Annotated in this window: 21 protein-coding genes and 1 tRNA gene; 8 read left to right on the top strand and 14 right to left on the bottom strand. The window is 62.6% G+C overall.

What is annotated here, in order from left to right; genetic code table 11:
• Nucleotides 1-7: 7 nt before the first annotated feature.
• Nucleotides 8-652 (bottom strand): phosphoribosylanthranilate isomerase, encoded by a 645-nt coding sequence (locus K3M67_RS07320; RefSeq protein ID WP_285832793.1) that lies wholly within the window; start codon nucleotides 650-652, stop codon nucleotides 8-10.
• 28 nt (nucleotides 653-680) lie between these two features.
• The gene (locus K3M67_RS07315) at nucleotides 681-1,544 is read right to left on the bottom strand and encodes a lysophospholipid acyltransferase family protein (RefSeq protein ID WP_285832792.1); all 864 of its coding nucleotides are present in this window, start codon (nucleotides 1,542-1,544) and stop codon (nucleotides 681-683) included.
• A 59-nt stretch (nucleotides 1,545-1,603) separates the two neighbouring features.
• Between K3M67_RS07315 and K3M67_RS07310 the strand changes: the two genes are divergently transcribed.
• Nucleotides 1,604-2,713, top strand: a complete 1,110-nt coding sequence (locus K3M67_RS07310) for a glycosyltransferase family protein (protein ID WP_285832910.1) — start codon at nucleotides 1,604-1,606, stop codon at nucleotides 2,711-2,713.
• Nucleotides 2,714-2,754: 41 nt separating this feature from the next.
• Here the strand turns inward: K3M67_RS07310 and K3M67_RS07305 are convergent.
• From K3M67_RS07305 to K3M67_RS07295, 3 genes are all read right to left on the bottom strand, one after another.
• Nucleotides 2,755-2,830, bottom strand: a tRNA-Ile gene (locus tag K3M67_RS07305).
• Between the two features lie 31 nt (nucleotides 2,831-2,861).
• Complete coding sequence (locus tag K3M67_RS07300) at nucleotides 2,862-3,899, bottom strand: polysaccharide deacetylase family protein (RefSeq protein WP_285832791.1); 1,038 nt, start codon at nucleotides 3,897-3,899, stop codon at nucleotides 2,862-2,864.
• Nucleotides 3,900-3,949: 50 nt separating this feature from the next.
• The gene (locus K3M67_RS07295; RefSeq protein ID WP_066859387.1) at nucleotides 3,950-5,674 is read right to left on the bottom strand and encodes a sensor histidine kinase; all 1,725 of its coding nucleotides are present in this window, start codon (nucleotides 5,672-5,674) and stop codon (nucleotides 3,950-3,952) included.
• A gap of 204 nt (nucleotides 5,675-5,878) precedes the next feature.
• Here K3M67_RS07295 and K3M67_RS07290 point away from each other — a divergent pair, with 204 nt between their 5' ends.
• Nucleotides 5,879-6,352, top strand: a complete 474-nt coding sequence (locus tag K3M67_RS07290; protein WP_066859388.1) for an Lrp/AsnC family transcriptional regulator — start codon at nucleotides 5,879-5,881, stop codon at nucleotides 6,350-6,352.
• Nucleotides 6,353-6,379: 27 nt separating this feature from the next.
• On the opposite strand, the gene K3M67_RS07285 is transcribed toward K3M67_RS07290, so the two are convergent.
• Nucleotides 6,380-7,624, bottom strand: coding sequence for a tetratricopeptide repeat protein (locus K3M67_RS07285; RefSeq protein ID WP_285832790.1), 1,245 nt, complete (start codon nucleotides 7,622-7,624; stop codon nucleotides 6,380-6,382).
• A gap of 100 nt (nucleotides 7,625-7,724) precedes the next feature.
• Entirely contained in the window at nucleotides 7,725-8,999 is a 1,275-nt protein-coding gene (locus tag K3M67_RS07280; RefSeq protein ID WP_066859389.1) for a hypothetical protein, read from the bottom strand.
• Nucleotides 9,000-9,276: 277 nt separating this feature from the next.
• On the opposite strand from K3M67_RS07280, the gene gyrA reads away from it, so the two are divergent.
• The 6 genes from gyrA to K3M67_RS07250 all read left to right on the top strand — a co-directional run bounded on the left by gyrA (nucleotide 9,277) and on the right by K3M67_RS07250 (nucleotide 17,844).
• Nucleotides 9,277-11,955, top strand: a complete 2,679-nt coding sequence (gyrA, locus tag K3M67_RS07275; protein ID WP_066859390.1) for a DNA gyrase subunit A — start codon at nucleotides 9,277-9,279, stop codon at nucleotides 11,953-11,955.
• Nucleotides 11,952-12,299, top strand: coding sequence for a DUF952 domain-containing protein (locus K3M67_RS07270; RefSeq protein ID WP_066859391.1), 348 nt, complete (start codon nucleotides 11,952-11,954; stop codon nucleotides 12,297-12,299). Before gyrA ends, K3M67_RS07270 begins: the two co-directional genes overlap by 4 nt.
• Nucleotides 12,300-12,681: 382 nt before the next feature.
• Nucleotides 12,682-14,625 (top strand): PrkA family serine protein kinase, encoded by a 1,944-nt coding sequence (locus K3M67_RS07265; protein WP_285832789.1) that lies wholly within the window; start codon nucleotides 12,682-12,684, stop codon nucleotides 14,623-14,625.
• 37 nt (nucleotides 14,626-14,662) lie between these two features.
• A complete protein-coding gene (locus K3M67_RS07260; RefSeq protein WP_066859393.1) occupies nucleotides 14,663-15,970 on the top strand; it encodes a YeaH/YhbH family protein in 1,308 nt (435 codons plus the stop codon).
• Complete coding sequence (locus tag K3M67_RS07255) at nucleotides 15,967-17,508, top strand: SpoVR family protein (RefSeq protein WP_285832788.1); 1,542 nt, start codon at nucleotides 15,967-15,969, stop codon at nucleotides 17,506-17,508. Before K3M67_RS07260 ends, K3M67_RS07255 begins: the two co-directional genes overlap by 4 nt.
• Before the next feature lie 132 nt (nucleotides 17,509-17,640).
• Nucleotides 17,641-17,844, top strand: a complete 204-nt coding sequence (locus K3M67_RS07250) for a hypothetical protein (RefSeq protein WP_066859509.1) — start codon at nucleotides 17,641-17,643, stop codon at nucleotides 17,842-17,844.
• Between the two features lie 215 nt (nucleotides 17,845-18,059).
• Here the strand turns inward: K3M67_RS07250 and K3M67_RS07245 are convergent, their stop codons facing one another.
• The 7 genes from K3M67_RS07245 to cobU form a co-directional block, all read right to left on the bottom strand.
• Entirely contained in the window at nucleotides 18,060-19,913 is a 1,854-nt protein-coding gene (locus K3M67_RS07245) for a response regulator (RefSeq protein ID WP_285832787.1), read from the bottom strand.
• Nucleotides 19,903-20,766 (bottom strand): CheR family methyltransferase, encoded by an 864-nt coding sequence (locus tag K3M67_RS07240; RefSeq protein WP_285832786.1) that lies wholly within the window; start codon nucleotides 20,764-20,766, stop codon nucleotides 19,903-19,905. The genes K3M67_RS07245 and K3M67_RS07240 overlap by 11 nt, the downstream gene beginning before the upstream one ends.
• Nucleotides 20,763-23,870, bottom strand: coding sequence for a response regulator (locus K3M67_RS07235; RefSeq protein ID WP_285832785.1), 3,108 nt, complete (start codon nucleotides 23,868-23,870; stop codon nucleotides 20,763-20,765). Before K3M67_RS07235 ends, K3M67_RS07240 begins: the two co-directional genes overlap by 4 nt.
• A 135-nt stretch (nucleotides 23,871-24,005) precedes the next feature.
• Nucleotides 24,006-24,857 carry a formate/nitrite transporter family protein gene (locus tag K3M67_RS07230; protein ID WP_285832784.1) on the bottom strand — a complete coding sequence of 284 codons (852 nt, stop codon included), beginning with the start codon at nucleotides 24,855-24,857 and terminating at the stop codon, nucleotides 24,006-24,008.
• Nucleotides 24,858-24,931: 74 nt separating this feature from the next.
• Nucleotides 24,932-25,282 (bottom strand): hypothetical protein, encoded by a 351-nt coding sequence (locus tag K3M67_RS07225; protein WP_285832783.1) that lies wholly within the window; start codon nucleotides 25,280-25,282, stop codon nucleotides 24,932-24,934.
• Complete coding sequence (locus K3M67_RS07220; RefSeq protein ID WP_502958897.1) at nucleotides 25,275-26,228, bottom strand: formylglycine-generating enzyme family protein; 954 nt, start codon at nucleotides 26,226-26,228, stop codon at nucleotides 25,275-25,277. The genes K3M67_RS07225 and K3M67_RS07220 overlap by 8 nt, the downstream gene beginning before the upstream one ends.
• A gap of 137 nt (nucleotides 26,229-26,365) precedes the next feature.
• Nucleotides 26,366-26,878, bottom strand: coding sequence for a bifunctional adenosylcobinamide kinase/adenosylcobinamide-phosphate guanylyltransferase (cobU, locus tag K3M67_RS07215; RefSeq protein ID WP_285832782.1), 513 nt, complete (start codon nucleotides 26,876-26,878; stop codon nucleotides 26,366-26,368).
• Nucleotides 26,879-26,895: the final 17 nt, after the last annotated feature.

The following is a 26,895-nucleotide window of genomic DNA, read 5'->3' as shown; positions in this document are numbered from 1 at the left end:
TTCAGCGTCAACATGCGGACACCGCTTTGCAGAAGGCCGTGATCTTGTCCACACTCTTGATGCCCGGCCCGTCTTCGACACCAGACGAAACGTCGATCAGAGGCGCGCCGGTGACACGGATCGCCTCGCACACGTTGGCGATCGACAGGCCGCCCGACAGCCCCCAAGGCGACGGGATGGAAAGGCCGCACAACAATGTCCAGTCAAAGCGCAGACCCATGCCGCCAGGGAGAGCCGCGCCGTCGGGCGTCTTGGCGTCAAACAGCAGCCGGTCGACAGCGCCCGAATAGCGGCTGGCGCCATCGATGTCGGCACGCGTCTTGACCGAGATTGCCTTCCATACCGGCAGGCCGAAACGCTGGCGGATGGCCGCCGCCCGTTCAGCGCTTTCCTTGCCGTGAAGCTGGAACGCAGTCAGCACGCCGCTCCTGGCCAGCCCGGTGAGTTGTTCGTCGTCGGGATCGACGACAACCGCGATCCGCTCGACATGGGCCGGGACGGCTGCAGCGAGCGCGGCCATCTGCTCAGGCTCGACGTGACGCGGACTTTTGGGAAAATGGACGAAGCCCAGATGGCTTGCGCCCGCGCGAACGGCTGCCCCCACAGTCTCGGGCGTAGAAAGGCCGCAAATCTTGATCGCGAGTCGGGACATGGCAGCGGGCTTTAGCGGGGATGGACGTTCAAGTCACATGGTGGCCGTCTGCGGTCAGGTCCATGTCATGCAATGCGAGCCACTGGTCGGCATGGGTGATGCAGGCGTCTCCCAGAAACCGATCGAGCGCGGCGACGATCTCTGCGTCGCTCATCATCGCGGGATCGAGCGGCGGATGCCAGTGGAGCCTGAAATGGGGGCCGCTGGTACGAAGAAGATAGAAGGGCAGGAAACGCGCGTCGGTCTTGCGCGCGAGCCGCAGCGCGATCGACAGATTGCCGGACGGCTCCACCGGCCGGCCGAACGTCGGAAACCAGACCTGCCGGTTGCGCCGTTCGTCCAGCAGGATGAACAGGCTGGCGCGGGGATGGCGGGTCAGATGCCTCAATATGCGGCGTGCCGCACCATCGCCGGTTACGACTTCATCCATATAGCTTTGCCGCGCCTTGCCGAGTTGAGCAGCGGTCTTTTCATCGGCCGGGGGCGCATAGACGCCAAGGCCGGGCCGGTCGGTCGATGCCTTGCCATGCGCGCCCAGCAGGTCCCAGTTGCCCAGATGGACCGACAGACCGATCAGCGGACGCGGCGCGTCCAGCACGGCCTGATAGTCCGCCGCGTTTTCGACCTGGATATGCGCCCCGTCGACCAGCCGGTCGATATTGGCGAGTTCCGCCAGGGTGCGCCCCATATTTTCCCAGCGGTGCGTCAGAAGGGATTCGCGATCGGCGGGGGTCAGATCGGGGCGGAGGAGCGCCAGATTGGCGCGCGCGCGCGCATCCCGCAACTTCATGCGCGGGCGTGCGATGCGGGATGACAGCCACCCTCCAAGCCATGATGCCGGGGTGGCCGGCAACCGGCGAAGCAGCATGAAGAGAAAAGGGTTGGAGAGCATGAAGATAGCGTCATACAGCAGCAGTTGAGACGGTAAAGGGGCGCAGCGCCGTGACGATCATGCTTTGGATATGGGCGCTGCTTCAGGCGCTGACCCTCATGGGGGTGGCGCTGTATCTGCGCCATGTGCCGACAGACCGGAAGATCGAGGCTCCCGATGGCGCAGTGGCCATTCTGAGCGTCCGCGACGACTGGGATGGCGGACCGGTACTGATCGCGCGACTGAAAGCGCAAAGCGCGGCTTTTCGTTTGCTGATTGCGACATCGGGCGCCTGTCCGGCGGCCGACGCGCTGGCGGCGCGGGAAGGCGGCTGGGTGCAGATCGTCGCCGCCGGAATCGCGCAGGATGAAGGCCAGAAGGTGCACAAGTTGCGCGCGGCGCTACGCGCTTTGCGGCCAGAGGATCGCTGGCTGCTGTTCATCGATGCCGACATTGATCCGCCGACGCGGCTGGTCGGACGGCTGCTTTTCCCGCTGGTCCGCGACAAGGCGGACATCGTCACCGGCTATCGGCTTCTACTCCCCGAACGCAACATGGTCGCGGCGCTGGTCGGCGCGGTGGAGATGCAATTAGCGACACTGCCGCGGTCGGCCAACGCGACCATGCCCTGGGGCGGCGCGATGGCGATATCGCGGGCGGTGGCGGACCGGCTGGACCTGGATTCGGCGTTGGCGGGGCGGCTGTCCGACGACATGGCAGTTGGGCTGGCCGGTTGGCGCGCGAAGCTGCGGCTGCGGCCGGTGCGGGACTTGCTGGTGGCGAGCCCGTTGCAGGCGAGTGGGGCGCTGGCCTTCGGCGTTCGACAATATCGGCATGTCATCACCAACAGCGCGGGCATGTGGCGCTTGGCGACCGCCTTGGTCGCGGTCCAGTCGGCGTTTTGGTTGTGGGCGTTGCTGTATGGCGGCTGGCCCGCAGTCATGATCGGCTACGGGGCGGCGGCGGGCAGGGCATTGGTGCGGGCGCGGATCATCGCTGACATACTGGAACCGGAGCAGGTGCAGGCGGCCCGCCGATCGCTCTGGTGGGACATATTGGCGCCATTTGCCGTGTGCTGGACGCATTTGGGGATGCAGTTGGCGGCGGCCTGCTCGGACCGGATCCGCTGGGGTGGGTTTGACTATTGGGTGAAGCAGGGGGCGGTCGTGCGGATCGAGAAGCTGCGCTAAACGTCTCAAGCTTCGCAAAATCGCCAGCTCCCTGAAATTCATGGTGGGCCCGGCAGGACTCGAACCCGCAACCTAGCCGTTATGAGCGGCCAGCTCTAACCATTGAGCTACAGGCCCCACCCTTGAACATCGGCGGGATTAGGCAGCATCACGCCGCTTGGCAAGCCTTCCTGCGCGCAGGAATGGCCGCGAGCAATTCGCCGAGGCTGGCGGCGCGAACGCCGCGCCTGGCGAGATGGGTCAATATGGCGTCCCACCACGCGAAAAAAGCGCTTCGGTCCGCTTCGGTGCGGACATAGGGCGTGTGTCCCGGTTCGAGCGTGGGCGAGTGGAAGCTGAAATTGAGAACCCTGGCGCGTTCCTCGATCAGCGCGTCGATAGCCGCTATGGCGTCATGTACCGGGACGCCTTCCGGGGTTAGCGGCACCCGGCTCAACATCCGCGCGCGCGACAGGGCGCCGGCAATCGGGCCCATGCTTTGGGCCGCCCGATAGAATCGCTCCCCGCCCCCGCGCATCATTCCAACAAAAGCTGTGGACAGCGGCAATTCTACCAGAGTGCGCGCGGGTCCGGCCCAATAGGGATTTTGCGGCAGGCCGCGAAAATCGGGACCATGTTGCGCACTGTAATCGAACCGACTGCGAACTGAACTGTCGAGCCTGAAACCCGCTTCCTCCAGTAAGCGGGCGCTGTTTGGCCCAACGCCATAACGCCCCGCGCGATAGGCCGTGGGACGCACGCCGAAGCGTTCCTCCAGTCGTCGGCAAAGCGCTTCGAGTTTCGCGCGCTCGACCGCCTCGGGCAGAAAGCCGACATAGCTGTTGGCCGCATTGACATCCTCGACATGGGGCGGATTGACCCACGGATGGAGATGGGCGCCAATATCGGCCGCTCCGTCGCTTGCCCATTCCCCCATCATAGCGGCCGCCGCGTCTGATTCTACTACGGGATAGTCGGTCACGTAGACAGGCTTGACGCCGGCCGCCGCGAAAAAGGCCTGACCGCGCGCCATACCGTCGAGCGCCGAAACGGCATGATCTGCGCGGCTGAACGGCGCATTCCAATCAAACTCTTCCTCGGTATCGATGAAGAGCATGAAGCGTGTCCCGAACGCGGGATCGAGGTGGATCATATCCTCGACCAGCGGCTGCGCCAGCAGATTGCCGTCATGTACGGAAGCAGTCATGACACGTCCCTAGCGGCCAATGGTTGCCAGAGAGTTTCGCTGATTGTGTGTCAGCCCAGATCCGCCGCGTCGTTCGCCGCCGATGCGGCGGGCAGGACCAGCAGCAGGCGGCCGGATTCGATCTCAAGACCGCCGCCGCAGCTGCTGGCCAGACTGCGGATGAGTCTCAGCGAAAAGCCGATGCCCAGCAATGGCCCGTCCGCCCACTCGCCATCCGCACCATAGCCCGGATCTAGCAGCTGCCTCTCTTCTAGGCCGACGAGGCTGGACGGCCGGTCGACCGCGAGCACGATGCGGCCTTGCGCGCCGTCTGGACGCATCCAGCAGGCTCCCGTCACGGCCTCACCCGCCGGCGAGACGGAGATCAATGTGCGAAACAGATGCTGCACCATGCGCTCGCCCTGGACCGGATCGATCAGCAGCGGTGGCAAATTCGGGGCTATGGCGATGTCGAGCGGCGCGGGCAGTGCCGCTCCACTCTGTTCGCGAAAGCGGGCAGCGACCTGCATGACCAGATGCGCGGAATCGATCAGGCAGGGAGCGGCAGGTTCATCGCCGCGCGACGCGCGCGCCGCCAGGTCCAGATCGTCGAATGCGGTCAGCAGATGGCGGGCATCGACCGCGATCTTGCCCGCCATATCGCGATAGGCGTCACCCGCCGGGCCGAACAGTTCCTGCTCGATGATCTCGGCAAAGCCCAATATGGCGTTCAACGGCGTGCGCAGTTCATGCACCAGTTGGCGCAGCGAATCAGCCGACAGGCCAGTGATTGGCGGCGATTCCGGCGGCGTGGCAACTTCATGCAGATAAGGCCTGCGCGCCTGGCCGCGATAGCCCTGGAAACGTCCCGAACGCGGATCGAAGAACGGCGTGGCCGACAGCCGCCATTCCCCGTCCATCGCGCCTCCGACAATGCTGAAGCGGCCATTGCGGAAGGCGCTGCGCCGGGCAAAAGCGCCCGCGACATGACCGTCCGGTCCACTACCGCCTTCCATCACGGCTTCTCCCAGCGAGAGGCCGATCAATGCCGCGCGCGGACCCTGGTCTATCCACAGGATCACGCCGGCTGCGTCGGTTTCGAAGGCGAAGGCGCGCGCGGCAGGCCGGGTCTCTTCGGGTGCCGGCGCAGGCTCGGGCGTTGGCCGCCGCGTGCTGGTGAATTGCGCGATGCGATCCACCAGGTTACGGATCTGGTCCTCGCCGCGAGCGGGTGGTCGCAAGGGCGTGACTGTTGCGCTCCGCATTTCCGGTGCGCCATCTGCCTCGACCGCGGCCATTTCACCGGTCAGTAACAGGGCGGGGTCGCCCACCATGTCCTGCCGCGCGGTGGTGAGGACGAGATCGGTGGGACCGAATGCCTCCAAGCCCTGCCGCGTCGCCGGCCCCATGTCGCGGCGGCCGCGCAACACGCCGCGAGCCGTGGGCGTGAGTTCCGGCAAAAGACTCGCCCATGCGTCGTCAGGCAGTTCCGCCCGCGCCATCGCGGCGGCCGCGATGGACGGTCGATCGCTTCCGAAAAAGGACACCAGTGCCGTCGAACGCAGCCGCCGTCCGAGTTCGACCACGGTTGCGATTCGCTGGGCCTCGCTGAGCTTGGGCCGCAATCCGCTCAGCCGGTCGAGCAGCGCGGACTTTTCTTCAGGCGCCATCGGCGCGCGATCCGCCCGATCCTGCTGGGCAAGCAGGTCTACGCACTGGCGCCACAACGTCACCGCATTCGGGCCACTGGGGTCATCCGCCGCCAGCACCGTAAGCATGAGATCGTTGAACCGCACCCGAAATCCCCATATGCGGCGCTGGACCGACCTGGGGTCAGACCGCGCGCTCCGTTGCAGATGCTATGGATAGGCATTCGTTACGAAAAGGGAAAGAGAGTCGGTGTCGCGACAGAAACGCAACGTCGCATAGTGGGACAATTGCATTGTCCTGAAACATTATTATGATGAGCCTCTCAAACAGGACAGGAAATAATCGGAATAATGGCCGGGCCGAATATCGACGACATCGACCTGCAGATCCTTGGAGAGTTGCAGCAGGACGGACGAATGACCAATGTGGAACTGGCCCGGAAAGTGGGCCTGACGGCGCCTCCGTGCCTGCGCCGCGTGCGCGCATTGGAGGAGGCTGGGGCCATTACCTCCTATCATGCCGTGGTCGACCCGGCGATGCTGGGCTACACCATCACAGTCTTTGCCATGGTCAGTCTGAAGAGCCAGGCGGAAGCCGATCTCAAGGCGTTCCAGGATCATGTCGCCGGCCTCCCGGAAGTCCGCGAATGTCACATGCTGAACGGTGAAATCGACTTCATTCTCAAGGTGGTGGCCAAGGATCTGCAAAGCTTCCAGCAGTTCCTGACGTCCAAGCTGACGCCGGCCCCCAATGTCGTGAGCGTGAAGACGTCGCTCACCATCCGCACGTCAAAGAATCTGCCGGGCGTGCCGCTGCCGGTTTGAGCCGGCAGCGGAAGGTTAAAGGCGGATTTATGCCGCCTTTTTGCTTTGCTGGTCGATCCAGACCGACCAGAATCCTGCAACATTCCCCCAGTCGCCATTGCCAGCTTGACTGAGTGCGGTCTGGGCGCTCGCCAGGTCGCCTGATCGTGCCAGCGCCATGCCGAGCCGGGCATTGACCCGTCCGGCATCGACGCCACCTTTGGTCAAGGCCAGGCGATATTGCTCGACCGCCTGCGGAAATTGACCCAGCGACACGTAGCTGTCCCCCAGCGCCAGCGCATCCTTGCCGGTCGATGCGGAGGCTGCTTTCTTCGCCAGTGCGGGCAAGCCCGCAATTTCCTTGGTGGCCTTGGGGGTCACGCTCTTGAGCAACTGGCTCGTGACCGCCTGAGTCGGGGTCAGCTTGCCGGCCTTGCGCCCGGACTCGATGATGGCCTTGGCTTCAGCATAATAGCCGGCCTTTTCCGCCAACTGGGCATAGTTCTGATAGTCGCGCTCGCTCGCCATCGCCCCATTGGCCGCCTGCAACCGGTAGAGATCAAGCTGGGCCTGGGACTCCAGGCTGCCGACGGACAGATAGTTGGTCAGTGCCGACCGCCAGTCCTCCGGACTGGACGATCGCGCGAGCCGCTCGCGGTATAGCTGGCTGACTTCGGCCCAGTCCCCGGCCTGATAGGCCATGGCGATGCTGCGGTCGATCCAGGGGAGCGGAACGGGTTCGCCAGAAGCGCGCTTCTGCACGATGGCTGCCTGCAAATAGGGACGGGCGTCCTTCGGCTTGTTGCGCCGCATGGCGATGTCCGCCCTCAGCATCGTCGCATCCACGCCGTCATAGCCAAGCGTCTTGGCGTAATCGAGTTGGGCCAGGGCATCATCATAATTGCCCACGACATAGGAAAGGTAGCCCGCGATGTAGCGCAAGCGGGGAGCATCTGTCCGGGGAACGGCGGTCGTCTTGAACAGATCGGTCAGCGCGATCCGCTGGGCCTGCACGTCCCGCCGCTGCACCGCAAGCTGATAGCGAAGGCCGGCTGCGGCATAGGCCTCGAAATCGGTCGTCGGCATCAGAGCGTTGATATGCGTCGCCGCCGTCGTCACATCCCTTGCCTTGAGCGCCGCTTCGGCGGACTGCACATTGGCACGAAACGCGTCCGACATCGTGATTGGCGGGCCGGCGACCACCAGCTTCTTCTTAGCCAGAGCAGGCGTGCCAGCGAGCATTACCGCCGCCGCCACGGACAGGCCGCACGAAATAACCGTCGATACACGCATGGCCGTCCTGGCCTCCCCCATATCCAGACCGGAACCTGCCGGCATCATTGCAACATACAGCGCGGCGCTGCCGCCGTGGAGGCGGCAGCGCGTGGCAGGATCAGGCGCCCTTGGTGCCCAGATAGGCCAGCCAAAGGTCGGCGATCTGCTTGCGCGATCCGGCCTGGACCGACTGGAACGCTGCCTTCGCACCGGTCGTGTCGCCCCCCATCATCTTGGCGATGCCAAGGCGGGTATTCACCTCATCCGCATCGACGCCGCCCTTCTGCTTGGCCAGTTCGAACAGCGCCGCCGCCTTGGCATAGTCGCCATAGCCGAGATACGCATCCGCAGTGGCCGCCGCGATCTTGCCGTTAGCCGCCTTTTTCGCGTCGGCTTCGGCAGAACCGAGAGAACCCTTGTCGCCGGCGATCTTGGGCACGGCGGTCTGGTAGACATCGGCGCCCGCGCTGGCGCTCAGCACGCCCTTCGAACGGCCCTTGTCGATGATCGACTTCACTTCGCCGTAGATGCCGGTCTTCGACGCCATCTCAGCATATTCGGTGTAGTCGGCCGCGATCACCAGCCCGTCGGAAGCCCCCAGCAGGCGAAGCACGTCCAGATTTTCGCGGTTGGAAATCGCGGGATTGGCGCGCTGGAAGAGGCGGACGAGCGTGCGGAGATTCTGCCCGCTCGGCTCGGCCTGATAGGCCATCTTCGCCCATTCCGTCACTTCCGGCAGCTTCGCCGCTTCGGCGCGGCCCACGCCAATCTGGTACCATTGCGCCGGCACGGGCTGCCCCGAAGCCTTCGCGGCATCCGCAGCAGCCTTGAGCGCGGCAAGCCCTTTCTGGTTGAAGCCGCGTGCCGGTTCAGCCGAAGCGTTGGCCGTCCCCGCTTTGCCGAAATAGGCCTGGGCAAGCGTCGGATTCACCGCGGCAGGCTTGTATCCGGCGGCCAGAGCCGCCTCGGCCCGCTGGATGGCGAGGTCATAATTTTTCGCGCCCAAGGCCTGATCGGCAGCGACCGCATTGAACTGGCCCGCCTGTTCCGGCGGCGTCAGGCCGCTGTCGAGCATCTGGGCCAGCGCCTCGCCTTGAAGGGCATTATCCTTAGCCGCGATCGAGGTGTTCAGCTTGATCGCGCCGATCTGATATTTGTCGTCGTTCGACTGCGCCTTGCTGTCGGCTTCGGCCAGCGCGGCCTTTGCACCCGCGAAATCCTGCGCTTCCGCTGCCTTCTGCGCCGCCTGCAAAGCCTTGATCACGTCGGGGGAGACGTTGAGCTTCGGTCCAGCCTTCTTCTCTTCCTTCTTCGCGGCAAAGGCGGGTGCCGAAACGGCGCCGCCCGTCAGCGCCAGAGCCAGCGCGAGCGCCACCGGGGTAACAAAACGCATGATCCTCATCTCCTTTGCGTGCCTGACAGGGGACTCAGGCGACCTTTCGGGGTTAAGCGCCGATTAGGGGGCGACGCGTGAATGGGCATTGAACAAGCCTAAATCGGCACGATTTGCAACCGTTATGCGTCGCCTTCGTTCCGTTAGCGGCCATGAGCGGGCACATACTGCCTAGGCTGCGCGCGCAGGCGCGCGAGCGCGCGCGAGGGGTGACAGATTTGTTTCGCTGGGCTAGGGATCGGGCAGCACATCATCATCCTGAAAAAAGAGAATCGCTTTGACCGACGAGACTGTCCTCGCCGACCCTTCGGACATCAGTCCCATCTCCATCGTCGAGGAGATGAAGACCAGCTATCTCGATTACGCCATGTCGGTCATCGTCGCCCGCGCCCTGCCGGACGTGCGCGACGGCCTCAAGCCGGTCCATCGCAGAATTCTCTTCTCGGCCCAGGAATCGGGCTTCGTCTACAATCGTCCCTATCGCAAGTCCGCCCGTCTGGTCGGTGAGGTGATGGGTAAATATCACCCGCATGGCGACAGCTCCATCTACGATGCGTTGGCGCGCATGACCCAGGACTGGTCGATGCGCGTGCCGCTGATCGACGGCCAGGGCAATTTCGGCTCGATGGACCCCGATCCGCCAGCGGCAATGCGCTACACCGAAGCGCGCCTGGCCAAGGTGGCCGGCGCCCTGCTGGAGGATCTCGACAAGGACACGGTCGATTTCCAGCCTAATTACGATGCCTCGGAAAATGAGCCGCAGGTTCTGCCCGCACGCTTCCCGAACCTGCTGGTCAATGGCGCGGGCGGCATCGCGGTCGGCATGGCGACCAACATCCCCCCGCATAATCTGGGCGAAGTGCTGCGGGCCTGCCTGGCCTATATCGACAATCCCGCCATTTCCACAGACGAACTGATCCAGATCGTCCCCGGGCCGGACTTCCCGACCGCGCCGCTGATTCTCGGGCAGTCGGGCGCGCGCAGCGCCTATCATACCGGGCGCGGCTCCATCATGATGCGCGCGCGCCACGAGGTCGAGGAAGGGCGTGGCGACCGCCGCTCGATCGTGCTGACGGCCATCCCCTATCAGGTCGGCAAGAGCGGCCTGGTCGAAAAGATCGCCGAAGCCGCAAAGGACAAGCGGATCGAAGGCATCAGCGACATCCGCGACGAATCGAGCCGTGAAGGCGTCCGGATCGTCATGGACCTGAAGCGCGACGCGACGCCGGATGTGGTGCTGAACCAGTTGTGGCGCAATACGCCGGCCCAGTCGAGCTTCCCGGCTAACATGCTGGCCATTCGCGGCGGTCGTCCGGAACTGCTGGGCCTGCGGGAGATCATCGAAGCCTTCGTCAGGTTCCGCGAAGAAGTCATCACTCGCCGGACCAAATATGAGCTGAACAAGGCGCGGGACCGCGCTCATATCCTGCTCGGCCTCGTTGTCGCGGTCAGCAATCTCGACGAGATGGTGAAGATCATTCGCGGCTCGTCCAGTCCGGCCGAAGCGCGTGAAAAGCTGCTGGCGCGCGAATGGCCGATCGGCGAGATCGCGCCCTATCTGCGCCTGGTCGAAGCGGTCGAAACAGATGTCCATGGCGACGTCTACAAGCTGTCCGACATTCAGGTTCGCGCCATCCTTGATTTGCGCCTCCATCGCCTCACGGCGCTGGGCCGTGATGAAATCGGCAAGGAACTGGCCGAACTGGCCGAAGCCATTGCGGAATATCTCGCTATCCTTGGCGACCGGGTGAAGCTCTATGCCGTGATGCGCGAGGAGTTCGAGGCGATCGAGCGCGAGTTCGCAACACCGCGCCTGTCCGAGATCACGGCCGCTGCCGACGGAATCGAGGACGAGGATCTGATCGAGCGCGAGGAGATGGTCGTCACCGTCACGGTGCAGGGCTATATCAAGCGCACGCCGCTCGAAAGCTTCCGCGCCCAGGCGCGCGGCGGCAAGGGGCGTTCCGGCATGGCGACCAAGGATGAGGACGCCGTCACCGAACTCTTCGTGACATCGACCCATACGCCGGTGCTGTTCTTCTCGACTGCGGGCAAAGTGTACCGCATGAAGGTATGGCGCCTGCCCGAAGGCGGCCCGGCGACACGCGGCCGACCAATGGTCAACCTGCTTCCGCTCGGTCCCGGCGAGACTATCCAGACGGTCCTGCCGCTGCCCGAGGATGAGGAAAGCTGGAAGGATCTGCACGTCATGTTCGCGACCGCGAACGGCACGGTTCGCCGCAACAGCATGGATGCCTTCGCGAACATCCCCTCGAACGGCAAGATCGCCATGCGCTTCGATGATGAGAGTACCGACCGCCTGATCGGCGTCGCGCTGCTCACGGAGGAGGATGACGTCCTTCTCGCCACGCGCCAGGGCAAGGCGATCCGTTTCCAGGCAACCGACGTTCGCGAATTCCAGAGCCGCACCTCGACAGGCGTGCGCGGCATGACGCTCAAGGGTGATGACGAGGTGATCTCGCTCTCGGTCCTGCACCGCGCGGGCGCGTCGCAGGAAGAACGCGACGATTATCTCCGCTTCGCTCCATGGAAGCCGGAGAAGGAAGGCACGCCGCAGATGAGCGAGGAACGTTTCGCCGAATTGCAAGGCAAGGAACAGTTCATCCTGACCGTCTGCGCCAATGGCTATGGAAAACTGTCCTCCGCCTACGACTATCGGCGCACGGGACGCGGTGGTCAGGGTATCACCAATATCGACAATATCGGCCGCAACGGCCTGGTAGTCGCCAGCTTCCCGGCGACCCAGGCGGACCAACTGATGCTGGTCACGGATCAGGCGAAGCTCATCCGCATGGGACTCGACAGCTTGCGGGTCATTGGCCGCAATTCGGCCGGTGTCCGCCTGTTCAACGTCGCCGATAACGAGCATGTGGTGAGCGCGGCCAAGATCGAGGAAAGCGACGAGGATGGCGAACCGGAAGCCACTGAAGCGTGAGCGACCTCTTCGCCTACAAGGTCCTGACCGCCGAGCAATTTGACCAGTTCAGGGCCGACGGCGTCTTCAAAGGGGCGCCGATCGACCTGACCGATGGTTATATCCATATGTCGACGCGCGAGCAGGCGGCAGAGACCGTCGCCAAGCATTTTGCGGGGCAGGATCGGCTGGTCATGCTGATGGTCGACCTCGCCGCTTTCGGCGACGCCATCCGGTGGGAAGAATCGCGCGGCGGAGCACTCTTTCCTCACCTCTATGGCGACCTGCCGATGACCGCAGTGGCGGGCAAGGTGGTGCTGCGTCTGGACGACCAGGGCAATCACCTCTTCCCGGCCGGCTTTTGATCTTCGGCAGGGTTTCGGACGGCAGGCTTCGGGCGCACGCCTGAATCGCGATCGTCGGACTAGTTGAACGGATGGAAGCCTCTTCCCTGCGAGGGCAAGTGGTGACATTATGCCTTTTGGAGGCGATCGTTCATCGCCGTGGCAGTATATCGGCGCACCAGGCTTGTGTGTCGGCGTCGTAATTCGTCCTGCCGATATTTGAAATTTCCCAGAAGTGGGAAGTCAATCATAATTGAAAATGGATGTCATCGCGGATTTTGCGAGGAATTTAGCGCGTCCTTGTCAATGTTGACCATTTTTCGATTGCCATCTTGTACGGGCTGTTTTTGCCCCCGCTTTCGTATTATATTCAACATAGTGGCGCATGTGGCGGGAGTCGCCTGTGACGAAAAATGAACTGTTTTCGAGCTTCGCGACAAAGTTCGACGATCGACGGCAAGCCGAAATGTCCATCGAGGATTATCTGCTGGGATGCCGTAGCGATCCGCTGATGCACGCATCCGCTCCTGAACGCTTGCTGGCGGCGATCGGCGAGCCGGACATCATCGATACCTCCCGCGACCAGCGGCTCGGCCGGATATTCATGAACCGGACGATCCGTCGTTATCGCAGCTTCGCCAATTTCTACGGCATGGAGGGGACGATCGAACATATCGTCAGCTTCCTGCGTCATGCGAGCCAAGGGCTGGAGGAACGCAAGCAGATCCTCTATCTGCTCGGCCCGGTTGGCGGCGGCAAATCCTCGCTGGCCGAGCGTTTGAAGGCACTGATGGAAGTCCATCCCATCTATGTGCTGAAGGCCGGGGACGAGGTCAGCCCGATCTTCGAAAGTCCGCTGGCGCTGTTCGACGCCGAAACCCATGGCGACGTCATAGAGCAAAATTATGCGATTCCCCGCCGTCGCCTGACGGGAATGATCAGTCCCTGGTGCCGCAAGCGGTTGGACGAATATGCCGGCGACCTGACGCGCTTTTCGGTGGTGCGGATGATGCCCTCACGGATGCGGCAGATCGCCATCGCCAAGACCGAGCCGGGAGACGAGAATAACCAGGATATCAGTTCGCTGGTCGGCAAGGTCGATATCCGCAAGTTGGAAATGCTCTCGCAGAATGATCCCGACGCCTACAGCTATTCGGGCGGCCTCAACCGGGCGAACCAGGGGATGCTGGAATTCGTCGAGATGTTCAAGGCGCCCATAAAGATGCTCCACCCGTTGCTGACCGCGACGCAGGAGGGCAATTATATCGGTACGGAAAATATCGGCGCCATTCCCTTCAACGGCATCGTCATGGCCCACAGCAATGAATCCGAATGGGCCAATTTCAAGAACAACAAGAATAACGAAGCCTTTATTGACCGCATCTACGTGATCAAGGTGCCCTATTCCCTGCAAGCAAGCGAGGAACGGCAGGTCTACGAGAAGCTGCTGCGGGAATCCGACCTCAGCAAGGCGCCCTGCGCGCCAGGAACGCTCGATATGCTGGCCCGCTTTTCGGTGCTGACCCGGCTGCGCGAGCATGAGAATAGCAACCTCTACTCAAAGATGCGCGTCTATGACGGCGAAATGCTGCGGGAGATCGATCCGCGAGCGAAAAGCCTCCAGGAGTATAAGGACGCGGCCGGCGTGGACGAAGGGATGTCGGGCACTTCCACCCGTTTCGCCTTCAAGGCGCTGTCGGCAACCTTCAACCATGACAGCAACGAGATTGCGGCCGATCCTGTTCACTTGATGTATGTGCTGGAAGGCATGGTGCGGCAGGAACAATTCCCCGCCGACGTCGAGGCCCGCTATCTGGAGTTCATCAAGGGCGAATTGGCCCCGCGCTATGCCGAGTTCATCGGCAACGAGATCCAGAAGGCCTATCTGGAATCCTACAACGACTATGGCCAGAACCTGTTCGACCGCTATGTCGCCTATGCCGACGCATGGATCGAGGATCTGGATTTCAAGGATCCCGATACCGGCCAGTTGCTGGACCGGGAGGTCATCAACCAGGAATTGTCCAAGACCGAAAAGCCGGCGGGGATCGCCAACCCAAAGGATTTTCGAAACGAGGTGGTGAAGTTCGCACTCCGGATGCGGGCCAGCAATGACGGGCGCAATCCCAGCTGGACCAGCTATGAAAAAATCCGCGAAGTCATCGAGAAGCGGATGTTCAGCCAGGTCGAGGATCTGTTGCCGGTCATCAGTTTCGGATCGAAGAAGGACGGCGAGACGGCGACCAAGCATGATGAATTCGTCGCCCGCATGATCGAGCGGGGTTATACCGAACGGCAGGTCAGGCGCCTGGTCGAATGGTATATCCGCGTCAAGCAGGCGGGATGACGGAGCCAGGCTTCCTCGAAGACAAACCGGCGGTGCCATGCACATAGTCGACAGACGTTTGAATCCGGGGGGCAAAAGCCTGGTCAACAGGCAACGCTTCGTGCGTCGGGCGAAGGCCTATGTGCAGCAGGCGGTGCGTGACAGCCTGAAGGATCGCAGCATCAAGGATCTGGACAAGCAGGGCCAGATTTCGATCCAGCGGGACGCCATCCATGAACCCACATTGCACCGCGCAGCGCAGGGCGGCAATCGCGAGCGCGTACTGCCTGGCAATCGCGACTATATGGAGGGCGACAGGATCAAGCGCCCCGGCGGCGGTGGGGGAGCGGGATCGCAGGCGGGGCAGGGCGAGGGGGAAGATGATTTCCGGTTCGTGCTCAGCCGCGAGGAATTTCTAGACCTTTTCCTCGATGATCTGGAGTTGCCCGACCTGGCGAAGCGTAGGCTGATCGGGGGCGCAGTCGACGGGATCAGGCGCGCGGGCTATTCGACCGCAGGCAATCCGTCCAACCTGTCCGTGCCGCGCACCATGCAAAAGGCGCTGTCGCGTCGGCTGGCGCTGCGCCGGCCGAGTGGCGGCGAGCTGCGGCGGATCGAGGACGAGATCGCCGAGATCGAGCGCCAGAGTCCGCCCACACCCGACGGTGCCGCAAGATTGGAAGCGCTGCGTGAGGAGCGGGCACATATCATCCGTCGGCGCAACCTGATCGCCTATATTGACCCGGTCGACCTGCGCTACCGCCGCTTCGAAACGGTGCCCAAGCCCGTTGCGCAGGCGGTGATGTTCTGCCTGATGGACGTGTCCGGCTCCATGACCGAGCATATGAAGGATCTCGCCAAGCGGTTCTTCGCGCTGCTCCATCTGTTCCTGTCACGCTGCTATGAGCATGTTGAAGTGGTGTTCATCCATCACACCGACCGGGCGGCGGAGGTCGATGAGCAGACCTTTTTCTACAGCACGGTGACGGGCGGGACGCTGGTATCGAGCGCGCTTGAGAAGCTGCTGGAAGTGATCAAGGAACGCTATCGGCCCGACGACTGGAACATCTATGTGGCGCAGGCTTCGGACGGCGATACGATGCAGTCGGACAATGGCCGAGTGGTGAACCTGATGCAGGACGACATCCTGCCCATGTCGCAATATGTCGCTTATCTGGAGGTCGGGCGCGAGGAGTTTGCCGATGTCGACATGATCGGCACCACCACCGGCCTGTGGCAGGCCTATGCACCGGTCAGTGAAGCGCATCGCCATTTCGTGATGCGCAAGGTGCATCATCGGCGGGAAATCTATCCAGTCTTCCGCGAACTGTTCCAGCGCAGGGGCATGGCGGAGAAAAGCGGATGAAGGCGAGGCAGGCGGATGCCCCGCTGTTCACGGGCAGCGATTGGGATTTTGCTCTTATCAACCGTATCCATGATGCGATCGAGCCGATCGCGCTCAAGGAAATGAAGCTGGATATCTATCCCAACCAGATAGAAATCATCAGCGCGGAACAGATGCTGGACGCCTATTCGTCGATCGGTATGCCGCTCTTCTACAAACATTGGTCCTTCGGCAAACAGTTCGTGACCAATGAAATGCTGTATCGAAAGGGACAGCGGGGGTTGGCCTATGAACTGGTCATAAACAGCAATCCCTGCATCAACTATCTGATGCAGGAAAATAGTGCGACCATGCAGACGCTGGTGATAGCCCATGCTGCCTTTGGGCATAATCATTTCTTCAAGAATAATTATGTCTTCCGGCAATGGACCGATGCGGAAGGGATTCTCGATTATCTGGAATTCGCGAAGCGCTACATCGCCCAGTGCGAGGAACGTTATGGCCAGTTGGCGGTGGAGCGTGTGCTGGACGCGGCCCATGCACTGATGAACCAGGGCGTTCATCGCTATCCCCGCGTCCGTCCCCGTGACCTCAAGAGCGAGGCCGCGCGGGAGGCTGAGCGGCAGGCTTATCGCGACCGCATCTATGACGATTTGTGGCGCACTGTGCCCGTCGGCGCTCGCGCCGACGCGGTGCCCAGCGACGCACGCCGCGCCGCGCTCGGTCTGCCCCAGGAAAATATCCTCTATTTCCTGGAAAAGACGGCGCCCCGGCTGGAGAGCTGGCAGCGTGAAGTGCTGCGTATCGTCCGCCTGATCGCCCAATATTTCTATCCCCAGCGCCAGACCAAGGCGATGAATGAGGGGGCGGCGACCTATACCCATTATCGCATCATGACGACGCTGCATGAGCGTGGCCTGCTCACCGACGGCGCCTTCATGGAATTTCTCCAGTCGCATACCAATGTCGTCTATCAACCTACCTATGATTCCGGCCACTTCGGCGGCTTCAACCCCTATGCGCTGGGCTTCGGCATCATGTCGGATATCGACCGGATCTGCCGGGAACCGACAGAGGAAGATCGTGAATGGTTTGGCACGATTGCCGGATACGGCGATCCGGTCGAGGTGCTGAAGGATATATGGGCCAATTATCGGGACGAAAGCTTCGTCTCCCAATTTCTCAGCCCCCGCCTGATCCGACACTGGCGGCTGTTCAGCATTGTCGATCGGACGGGCGAGTCGGAATTGCGGGTCGACGCAATTCATGACGAACGCGGCTACCGACGGATCCGGCGGGCTTTGGCGCGCGAATATGATATCGGGCGACAAGAACCGGACATTCAGGTCGTCGATGTCGATCTGGCTGGCGACCGCAGACTGATGCTGGAGCATTCGGTGCTGGACGGGGTGGTGCTCGATCCCGGTGACGCCGTCCTGGTTTTGCAAAACCTCGCCAATCTATGGGGTTATGAAGTCGCCCTGAAAGAGGTTGATGCCGATACGCGGCGCGAACTGAAGAACCATGTCGCCCAACCCAGGCTCAACTGGCTGTGCTAGGATTGGCCGTGATCGCGCCGTTTGCCGCATCGGTGAAGATTCCATTTCCATTCGGCGGTGGAAGCGTTAAAATCCGCGCGTTTTCTGCGGGTGGCACGCGACGGAGTACTCGCGAAACAGCAGGAGTGCGTCATGGTGAATGATATTACCTCCGCAGAATGCCTGGAGCGGGCGCGTATGCACGAACAACTCGCGAGGAGCACGGACGACGTTTCGGCGCGCAAGATGCACCAGGCAATGGCGGCAGAATTCCGCCGCCGCGCGGAAGCCGGTGGGGTGGAAGCCGCGCCTGTCAACCGGCCTTTGCTGGAGCTTTCCGCCGCTCCGTTTCAGTGAGTCCCGTGGGAAGCGCCTTATGCAGTACCACGGACGCGGAATGTAATTATGGAGTAGTTTTTCGCCGTCTCGGACGGGTATCTAGCCAGCCTGCTTATTCCCATGGCGTCTCCCCAGTTCTTGATCAGTAGTACGGATTTGCAAGTCTGCCTCGCCCCGCCAGTCGCCGGGATCAGCAAATCCTGCAAGCGAACCTCGAAGGATTAGCTCAAACGTCATCCTACGCCAGGGCGCTGGATTGTGCCTTGCGCACAGGCGGCACTTCCTTGGCATGAATAAAACAGAGTTGTCACGCCATTGAGGATGGTCGACCGGTCGAAAGGCTTGCCGATAACGGGATGGCTGTCGAAGCCGGCCGGCAGATTTTCGCGGCCGTAGCCGGTAACAAACGCAAACGGAATGCCGTTGGTGGCGAGTGCCTGTGCGATGGCATCGACCGGTGCGCCCTGAAGATTGCCGTCCAGCAGGGCGGCGTCGAAACCGCCGGTCTTTACCAGCGCCATGGCTTCGTCGGCCGATGCGGCGACCGCCGGGACGACGGCGCCATGATCTTCGAGTAGCGCGGCCAGTTCCATCGCGACAAGCGGCTCGTCCTCGATCAGGAGGATGTTGCGGCCGGCAATGGCGACCGGTGGCCCGCTGCGGTCGCTGCTCGTCAGTTCCTTTCCCGCGTCGCGCGACACGACGCGATTGATGCGCGGCCCCATCGGAAGGGACAAGGTCCAGCGCACGCCTTCGGATGCGTAGTCAGCCACTGCCGCGCCGCCTTCGGCGCGCATACTACGCTCGATCAGCGCCGTGCCGAAGCCCTTTCGCGTCGGGGTACCTGCGCTCGGACCTCCGCGCTCTTCCCAGTTAATGAGCAGGCGATCGTCCCTGACTGCCCAGTTCAGGCTCAATCGTCCTCCCGGCATCGAAAGCGCCCCATATTTATGGGCATTGGTGACCAGTTCGTGCAGGATGAGCGCGAGATGCAGCGCCAACTCCGGCGCAAGTTCCAGTTCCGGCCCATTAATGTCCCATTGCCCGACATCGACCGCGCCGATGTCCACCTGACCATCGATCAGTTCCCTCAGCCGCGCGCCCTGCCAGGTAGAACTGCTCAGGAGCGAATGGGCGCGGGCGAGCGCATGTATGCGGCCGGTAAAGGTCGGTGCGAAATCGGAGGGGCCGTTGGAATGGCGAAGTGTTTGCACGGCAATGGCCTGAACCGAAGCGAGCGTGTTCTTGACCCGATGGTTGAGTTCGCCGACGAGCAGGCGTTGCGTCTCTTCGGCGCGCTTGCGTTCGGTAACGTCAAGGATCTGGGCGTTAACGGACACGAGGCGTCCGCGCGCATCGAGCAAAGCGGACCAATAGCATTCGCAATCCAGGCTGGTCCCTTGCGCAGTACGCATTCGCAATGGCTGCATGTCCCTCGGCCTGCGCCCGGCAATCATGTCGCCGATCAGCGTGCTGAAGGCTCCGGCGTCGTCCGGGTCGAGCCAATCGAATTCCAGCGCCTTAAAACCCGCCACTTCGGGCGCGCGCCAGCCGAACATCCGCTCGGCGCCGGCCGACCAGGAGATGATGTGCTGGCCCGCGTCGAACTCGACGATACCGAGCGGGGAGTTGTCGCCATGTGCCTGCAAACGGGAAAGGGCGGCGGCGTGCTGGTCCCTTTCCCGCGCCAATTCCTGTCGCTGCCGGAACAGTTCGATGAAAATGCTGACTTTGTGCCGCAGAATGTCCGGGTCGACGGGCTTGAACAGATAGTCGATCGCCCCGGCCTCGTAGCCCCGGAAGCGCCGCATCTCGTCGGTGCCGACGGCGGTCAGGAATACGATCGGCACACGGCGCGTCCTTTCGGTGCCGCGCATCAGTTCGGCCAGTTCGAACCCGTCCATGCCGGGCATCTGGATATCGAGCAGAGCCAGCGCGACATCCTCGACGAGAAGCAGTTCCAGTGCTTGCAGTCCGGACCGGGCCTTGATGATCTCGATCCCGTCCGCCTTGAGCAACGCCTCGATCGCCGTCAGATTTTCCTCGACATCGTCGACGGCGAGGATTTTTGCGGTCTCAGGCAGCATGGTCGAGCGCTTTCAGGTCGATGAGGTTGCGGCGGTAGATTTTCTGATGTTCGTCAAAATCAGCGAAGGCATCGGAGTAGCGCGAAAACCGCAATGTCTCTTTCGAACCCAGCCCCAGGAAGCCGCCTCGCACGAGCGAACCGCCGAACAGGCCGAGTGCCCGATCCTGCAAGTCACGGTCGAAATAAATCAGGACATTGCGGCTGGAAACCAGCTGCGCCTCAGCGAACACCTCATCGCTGGCCAGATTATGCTCGGCAAAGACTGCACGGCGACGCAGGCCCTTGTCGAACACGGCCGCACCATAGGCCGCGGTATAATAGTCCGACAGTGACGTCTTGCCGCCCGCCAGCCGATGGTTCTCGGTAAACTGCTGGATTCGGTCGAGATCATAGATACCCGCCTCCGCCTTCTCCAGCGCGGCCGGGCTGATGTCGGTGCAATAGAATATGGTGCGATCTTCCAGTCCCTCCTCCCGGAACAGGATAGCCATCGAGTAGAATTCCTCGCCATTTGCGCATCCCGCGATCCAGACCTTCAGCGAAGGATATGTGCGCAGGTGCGGGATCACCTGTTCGCGGAGCGCGCGGAAATAGGCCGGGTCGCGAAACATCTCGCTCACCTGGATGGTGAGGAACCCCATCAGATCAGCAAAAACCGAGGGGTCGCGCAGCACGAGATGCTGCAGCTGTGACAGGCTCTCGCAATGGTGGCGTTGCTGCGCGCGAGCGAGGCGACGGTGAAGGGAGCCTCGCGAATAGCCACGAAAGTCATAATGGCAATGGCGGTGGATCGCCTCCAGCAGGAGATCCAGTTCCAGTTCTTCATGGGGTGCGAAGATCGGCTCGCTCATCGCGGCATCCAGACTCGGGTCAGGCTGAGCAGTTTGTCGACGTCCAGCGGCTTGGCGAGATAGTCATTGGCGCCCGCATCCAGGCAATCCTGCTGGTCGCGTGCCATGGCTTTGGCGGTCAGCGCGATGATCGGCAATTGCTTGCCCCAGGGCTTGGTCCGGATTTCCCGCGTGGCCGTGAGCCCGTCCATCTCCGGCATCATCACGTCCATCAGCACCAGGTCGACCGGATCGGCCAGACCTTTGGCAGCTTCGTCGAGCAGGTCCAGCGCTTCGCGCCCGTTGCGCCCGATCCGGACATTCGCGCCGTGCGGTTCGAATATCGAGGTCAGGGCATAGACATTGCGGATGTCGTCCTCGACCACGAGAATGTTGCGCCCGTCCAGCGCGGCATCGCGATTGAGCGACTTGGCGATCAGCGCCTGCTGCGGTTCCGGCAGGTCCGACACGACCTGATGCAGGAACAGCGTCACTTCATCGAGCAGTCGTTCGGGCGACTTGGCGCCCTTGACGATGATCGACTTGGAATAGCGTCGCAGGCGCATTTCCTCGTCATGGGACAAGTCGCGGCCGGTATAGACGATGACCGGCGGAAAACCGACCGCATCATCATTGCTCAGCCGATCGAGCAGGTCGAGGCCGGAACTGTCGGGCAGGTTGAGGTCGAGCACCATGCAGTCGAAGGTTTCCTGACCCAGCTGCTCGAAACATTGGGCGGCCGAATGAGCCTGGATGGTTTCGACATCACGCGAGGCCAGCAGCAGCTTGACGCTTTCGGCCTGCTGCGCGTCATCCTCGACCACCAGCACCCGCCGCACACGCTGGGACATGCGGGCTTCCAGCCCCGCGAGCATGTCGGTCAGTGCCTCGCGCTTCACAGGCTTGAAGAGATAGCCGATGGCGCCACTGGAAAGAGCGGCCTGGCTGTCGTCGTCCACGGAAACGACATGGACCGGAATATGCCGCGTCCGCACGTCGCGCTTGATCCTGTCCAGCACCGAAAGGCCGGTATGGTCGGGCAGGTTCATATCCAGGATGACGGCATTCGGCACATATTGCCGTGCCATCAGCGCGCCTTCATCCGCCGTCCCCGCCACCAGGCACTGGAACCCGAGTTCATGGGCGATGTCGCACAGAATCCGGGCAAATACCGGATCATCCTCGACGATCAGAATGACCCGGGCGTCACCGGAGAGCTGCTCGCGATCATCCAGCGTCGCCGGACCGGGGCGCGTGCGACCGGGTTTCGGGTTCGATGGCGGCGTGCGGAGCGTGGCGGTTCCCTGCGGCACATCCGCCAGCGTCGCTACAGCAGGATCGAAGCGCTCGGGGAGGATGAGCGTGAAAGCGCTGCCTTCACCGGGTTTGCTCTCTACCTCGACCTGCCCTCCCAGCAGCCGGGCCAGTTCGCGGGAGATGGAGAGACCCAGCCCGGTTCCCCCATATTTCCGGCTGATGGTTCCGTCCGCCTGTCGAAACGCCTCAAAGATAAGCTGCTGCTGGTCCGCCGCAATACCTACACCGGTGTCACGGACCGTGAAGGCGATGCGGCCATCGTCTCGACTGGCCACCTCCAGCGACACCGAGCCTCGATCGGTGAACTTGATCGCGTTGGAGAGGAAGTTCTTGAGCACCTGCTCGATCCGAAGCGGGTCGCTCTCCATGTCGACGGGCGTGCCGGGGCCGGCGTCCGCCGCAAAGCTCAGCCCCTTGGCCTCCGCGGACGGGCCGAAGATCGCGGTCAGCTTGTCCAGCATCGCAGCGATGCGGATGCGGCGCGGCTGCAACTCCAGCTTGCCGGCCTCGATCTTCGATATGTCGAGAATGTCATTTATGAGGTTGAGCAGGTCATTCCCCGACGTTTCGATCGTCTCGGCATGGCGGATCTGTTCACCAGACAGGTTGCCACCCCGATTTTCCGCCAGCAATCGCGCCATGATGAGCAGCGAGTTGAGCGGTGTGCGCAATTCATGGCTCATATTGGCGAGGAATTCGGATTTGTAACGGCTCGCCTGTGTGAGTTCTTCTGCCTGGGTCTTGAGCGACTTTTGCGACCGGGACAGGTCATCGCGCTGAATTTCCAGCTGGCGGGCCTGCTCCTCGAGCTGGACGTTGGTCTGCTCCATTTCCGCCTGCTGGGCCTCCAGCCGTGCGGCAGATTCCTGGAGCTGGCGACTCTGCTGTTCCAGTTCCTCGTTATTGGCGCGCAATTCTTCGCTCTGCGCCTGTAATTCTTCCGCCTGCTGCTGCGTCTCTTCCAGCAGTTCGCGCAGCCGCGCCCGATATTTGCCCGATCGGATGGCGACGCCGAGTTGATCGTGAACCCGATCGAGCAGCGCAAGTGCATTGTCACCCGCGCCAGCGCGCAGGCCGAGTTCGATCACCGCATTGATCGCGCCACCCGCCTGAGCGGTGGCGATGACCAGCGTCTCGGGCCTGGCGGAACCAAGGGCCGATCCGTAGGACAGATAGTCCGCCGGAACCTTGTCGAGATGGAAGCTGCGACGGTCGGCGACGGCCTGTCCCAGCAATCCGTCGCCGGCGTCGAACCGCTCCGGCAGGGGCGCATCGGCGGGAACGGCATAGGTGGCGTAACGGCGGAAGCCGTCGCCGTTGGCGATATACAGCGCGCCGGCCTGCGCCTGGAGATATTCGGCCAGAAAGGTCAGCGCGCTGTTGGCCAGTTCAGCCAAGGGCTGTTCGCCGCCGACCGCCTTGGCCAGGCCGAGTTGCCCTCCGCGCAACCATTCCTCCTGCAAGATCGCCAGCCTGTTGCGGATGAAAAGCAATCCGATGACGGCAAGAATCCAGAAGACGCCTACGACGAGTGAACGATTGAGAAAGGCAACCGTCGGATCGACGCCGGCCGGCGCGTAGAAAAAGCCCGTCGCGGTCAAGATGGTCGCCGCCGTGGCGGTGATCAATGGTACCTGTGGTCGCCGGGCCAGATAGGCCAGCACCACCGGAAGGAGATAAGCCACCCACACGGCCGTCCCCAGCGGGAAGACAAGGTCTGCGAGAAACGGCAGCATGAGCAGGGCGATCAGCCCTGCATAGAGCCAGCCCTGGACGAAATTGGTGCTACCAGCGTACTTGTTCTTCATGATGATCGGATCTGGACGAGCGGCCGGCCGACCGCGACGCACTGGATCAATACCCCCTTGCAAAGATGCCGGCCCCCGCGCGGCCGCTCCGCACGAACGAGCAAATCCGCAAAGAGTTCCCGCGACGCATCGCCATCAGGACGGAGGGGCCGCGTCGGCATCCTGCTCCGCAGCCTTTACATCGCTCCGCATCTGCCCATGGGCCAGAACCGCGAACAGGCCAGTTCCTCCGATGACATTGCCGACGAGCGCAGGCAGGATGAAGTCGGCCATCATCTCGGACAAGGACATGACGCCGTTCAGCCAGAGAAACGCGCTCTGGGACGAACCTGTCACGACATGGCTGAACCCGCCTAGCGCGATGACGTAAGTCAGCATCGAAATGACCCAGAATTCGCTGCCTTTCGCACTCGGAAGTATCCACGCGATGGCCGCCATCAGGAAACCGGCGGGGATACCAAGGGTCAGGGTCTGAAGCCCCTCCTGGCGCGGCAGCTTCTCCAATATATCCAGTGCGATCAGACGCTGGTCATGTGTGATGATGACTTCGTTCGCCATCAGCGCAGCCACGATGACGACGCCAAGCAGGTTCGCCAGGAGAACGGTGGACCAGAGGCGGAGCAGCCGACCCAGATTTTCCCAATCCGGATGCGCCGCGACGGGCAGAACCGCCGTGATGGTGCTTTCCGTGAACAGCTGAAGCCGCCCCATGATGACGATGACGTAGCCGACCGGATAGCCGAGGAGAAAAATAAGTTCCGCCCACCGTGTGTCGGGCAGGCGCATACGCAGATATAGTTCGGTGAGGAGCGAGGCATTGATCGCAAGGCCAGCTGCCATGCCGGACAGGACCATCGACAGGATGGGCCGCTTCAACTCCTCCTCGCCCTGTAGCCGGACGACCTCGTGGACGACCATCGGCGAACTCGCGCGCCGCTGGTTGACGTCGCGCGCTTCATCTGCCGAGAGCGCATGGTCGGGTTTCAAATGATCGTCCATCCTGGTGAGACGCCGAGGCGACCAGTCTGTTCCGCACCCGTTTCATTTGGTGCCGATCGCGTTTATCCCCGCGCGGCGCGCCTTCCGCCCAGACGGCGCCGGTTCTTCGCCACCGCCTTGCGGTAATGGGCGACCGAATGGGCGAGCGCTTCGTGGCCCGTTCGTCCGAGTTCGCCCGTCATCATCTTCCATTGCAGGATTGCGACTGCCTCGATCTTTTCCGCAACCATCCGGTGCGCCTCGATCGCGGCCGCCGGATTGCCGGCCATCAGGCGGGGAATGCGCAGCCCGATCACGGACCAGGCCTCGACGCCGAGGCTCCAGCAGTCGAAGGCGAGCGTGAAGGGAGTGGCTTTTGTCACGCCGGCGACAATGGTCTGTGGCGTGCAGGGTTCCGCGCTATCTTCATCCATGATCGCGAACGATGCAGCGGAAGCCGATATGGCTGGTCGCGCTGTCCACCGCCTGGGGATGGCGCGCTGCCGGCCGATAGCGTTGGCAATAAGTGGCGGCGCACAAATGCGATCCGCCCTTCAGCACCTTGCGGGGGATGGAGACGCGGGGCGTCGCTGGGTCGAAGCTCTCACGTTTCGTCCCGCCGCGGGGGTTGGACGGCACGCAGCAACTCCCCTTCGCCTTGCGCTCTATCCGGTGCTGGGCGAACCAGTCTGTCGTCCATTCCCATACATTGCCGATCATGTCGTAGAGGCCATAGCCATTGGCGGGATAGGAGCGCACGGGCGACGTGCGCTCATAGCCGTCCTCCAGCGTATTGCCGTAGGGAAAGGCGCCCTGCCAGTAATTAGCAAGCATCCGTCCGTCAGGCGCAAGCGTGTCGCCCCACGCATAGTCCGCCCCGTCCAGGCCGCCCCGTGCGGCATATTCCCATTCGGCCTCGGTCGGCAGCGCCTTGCCGGCCCAGCGGGCATAGGTTTCGGCATCCTGATAAGCGACATGAACCACGGGGTGATCGGGCAATTCCTCCGCGCTGCTGTCCGGGCCGTGGGGATGGCGCCAGTCCGTGCCGAAGCTGAAAGTCCACCACTGGCTGTAATCGAAAAGGTCCACCGGGCCGGCTGTGCGCTGGAAGAGGAGCGATCCGGCCCGCGCCATGGCCGGGTCCATGCCGGGATAATCCTTGGCGTCCGGCGCGATTTCCGCCAGTGTACGGTAACCGGTGGCCGCGACGAACAGGGCGAAATCCCGGTTGGTGACGGGCGCCTCGTCTATCCAGAAGCCGTCGACCTGGACCCGCCGGGCGGGCGCTTCCTCCGGATAGAAGCGGTCCGAGCCCATCAGGAAGGTTCCACCAGGCACGAAGCGCATGTCCTGCGTGCGTGCGACTGCGATCTCAGTCATGTCGGCTGTTCGGAAGATGGGCCGGCAAAGGCATGACGCGATATGTTCCAACGGACGGTGCAGGCTGCATTGTAGCGATGGAAGGCGGAGCGCCGCAATGGCCCGATCGGCAGATATTCTACTGGCGGCGCACGGATTTATTTCAGACGGAGCGGCAGCCCTGCTGCGACCAGCAGGACTTCATCGGCAATCGCCGCCACCCGCTGGTTCAACCGACCGGCATCGTCGCGAAACCGGCGGGCAAGCACATTGTCGGGGACGATCCCGAACCCGACCTCATTTGCGACGAGGATGATGTGACCGGAGAAGTCACCGATGGCCCGCGTCAACCGATCGCACGCGGCAGGAATGTCGGCATCCATCAGCAAGAGGTTGGACAACCACAGGGTCAGGCAGTCGACCAGTACGACATGGTCCCGGCCGTCGAGCGCCTGGATCGCTTCGGGGAGAGCGACGGAAGCATCGATCGTCCTCCAGCGCTGGTCGCGATCGGCCTGATGCCGGGCGATGCGGTCGCGCATTTCATCATCATGGGCCTGGGCGGTCGCGACGAATGTCAGGCGTCCTTCAAGCGACTCGGCGCGGTGTTGGGCATGGCGGCTCTTGCCGGATCTGGCGCCACCCAGCACGAAAAGGCGATGTCCGTCCATGCAAAGCTCCTTTTGGG

The sequence above is a fragment of the Sphingobium sp. V4 genome (assembly GCF_029590555.1).
Lineage (GTDB): Bacteria > Pseudomonadota > Alphaproteobacteria > Sphingomonadales > Sphingomonadaceae > Sphingobium.
The sequence above is the reverse complement of the archived record's forward strand: the minus strand, read 5'-3'. Positions and strand labels throughout refer to the sequence as shown.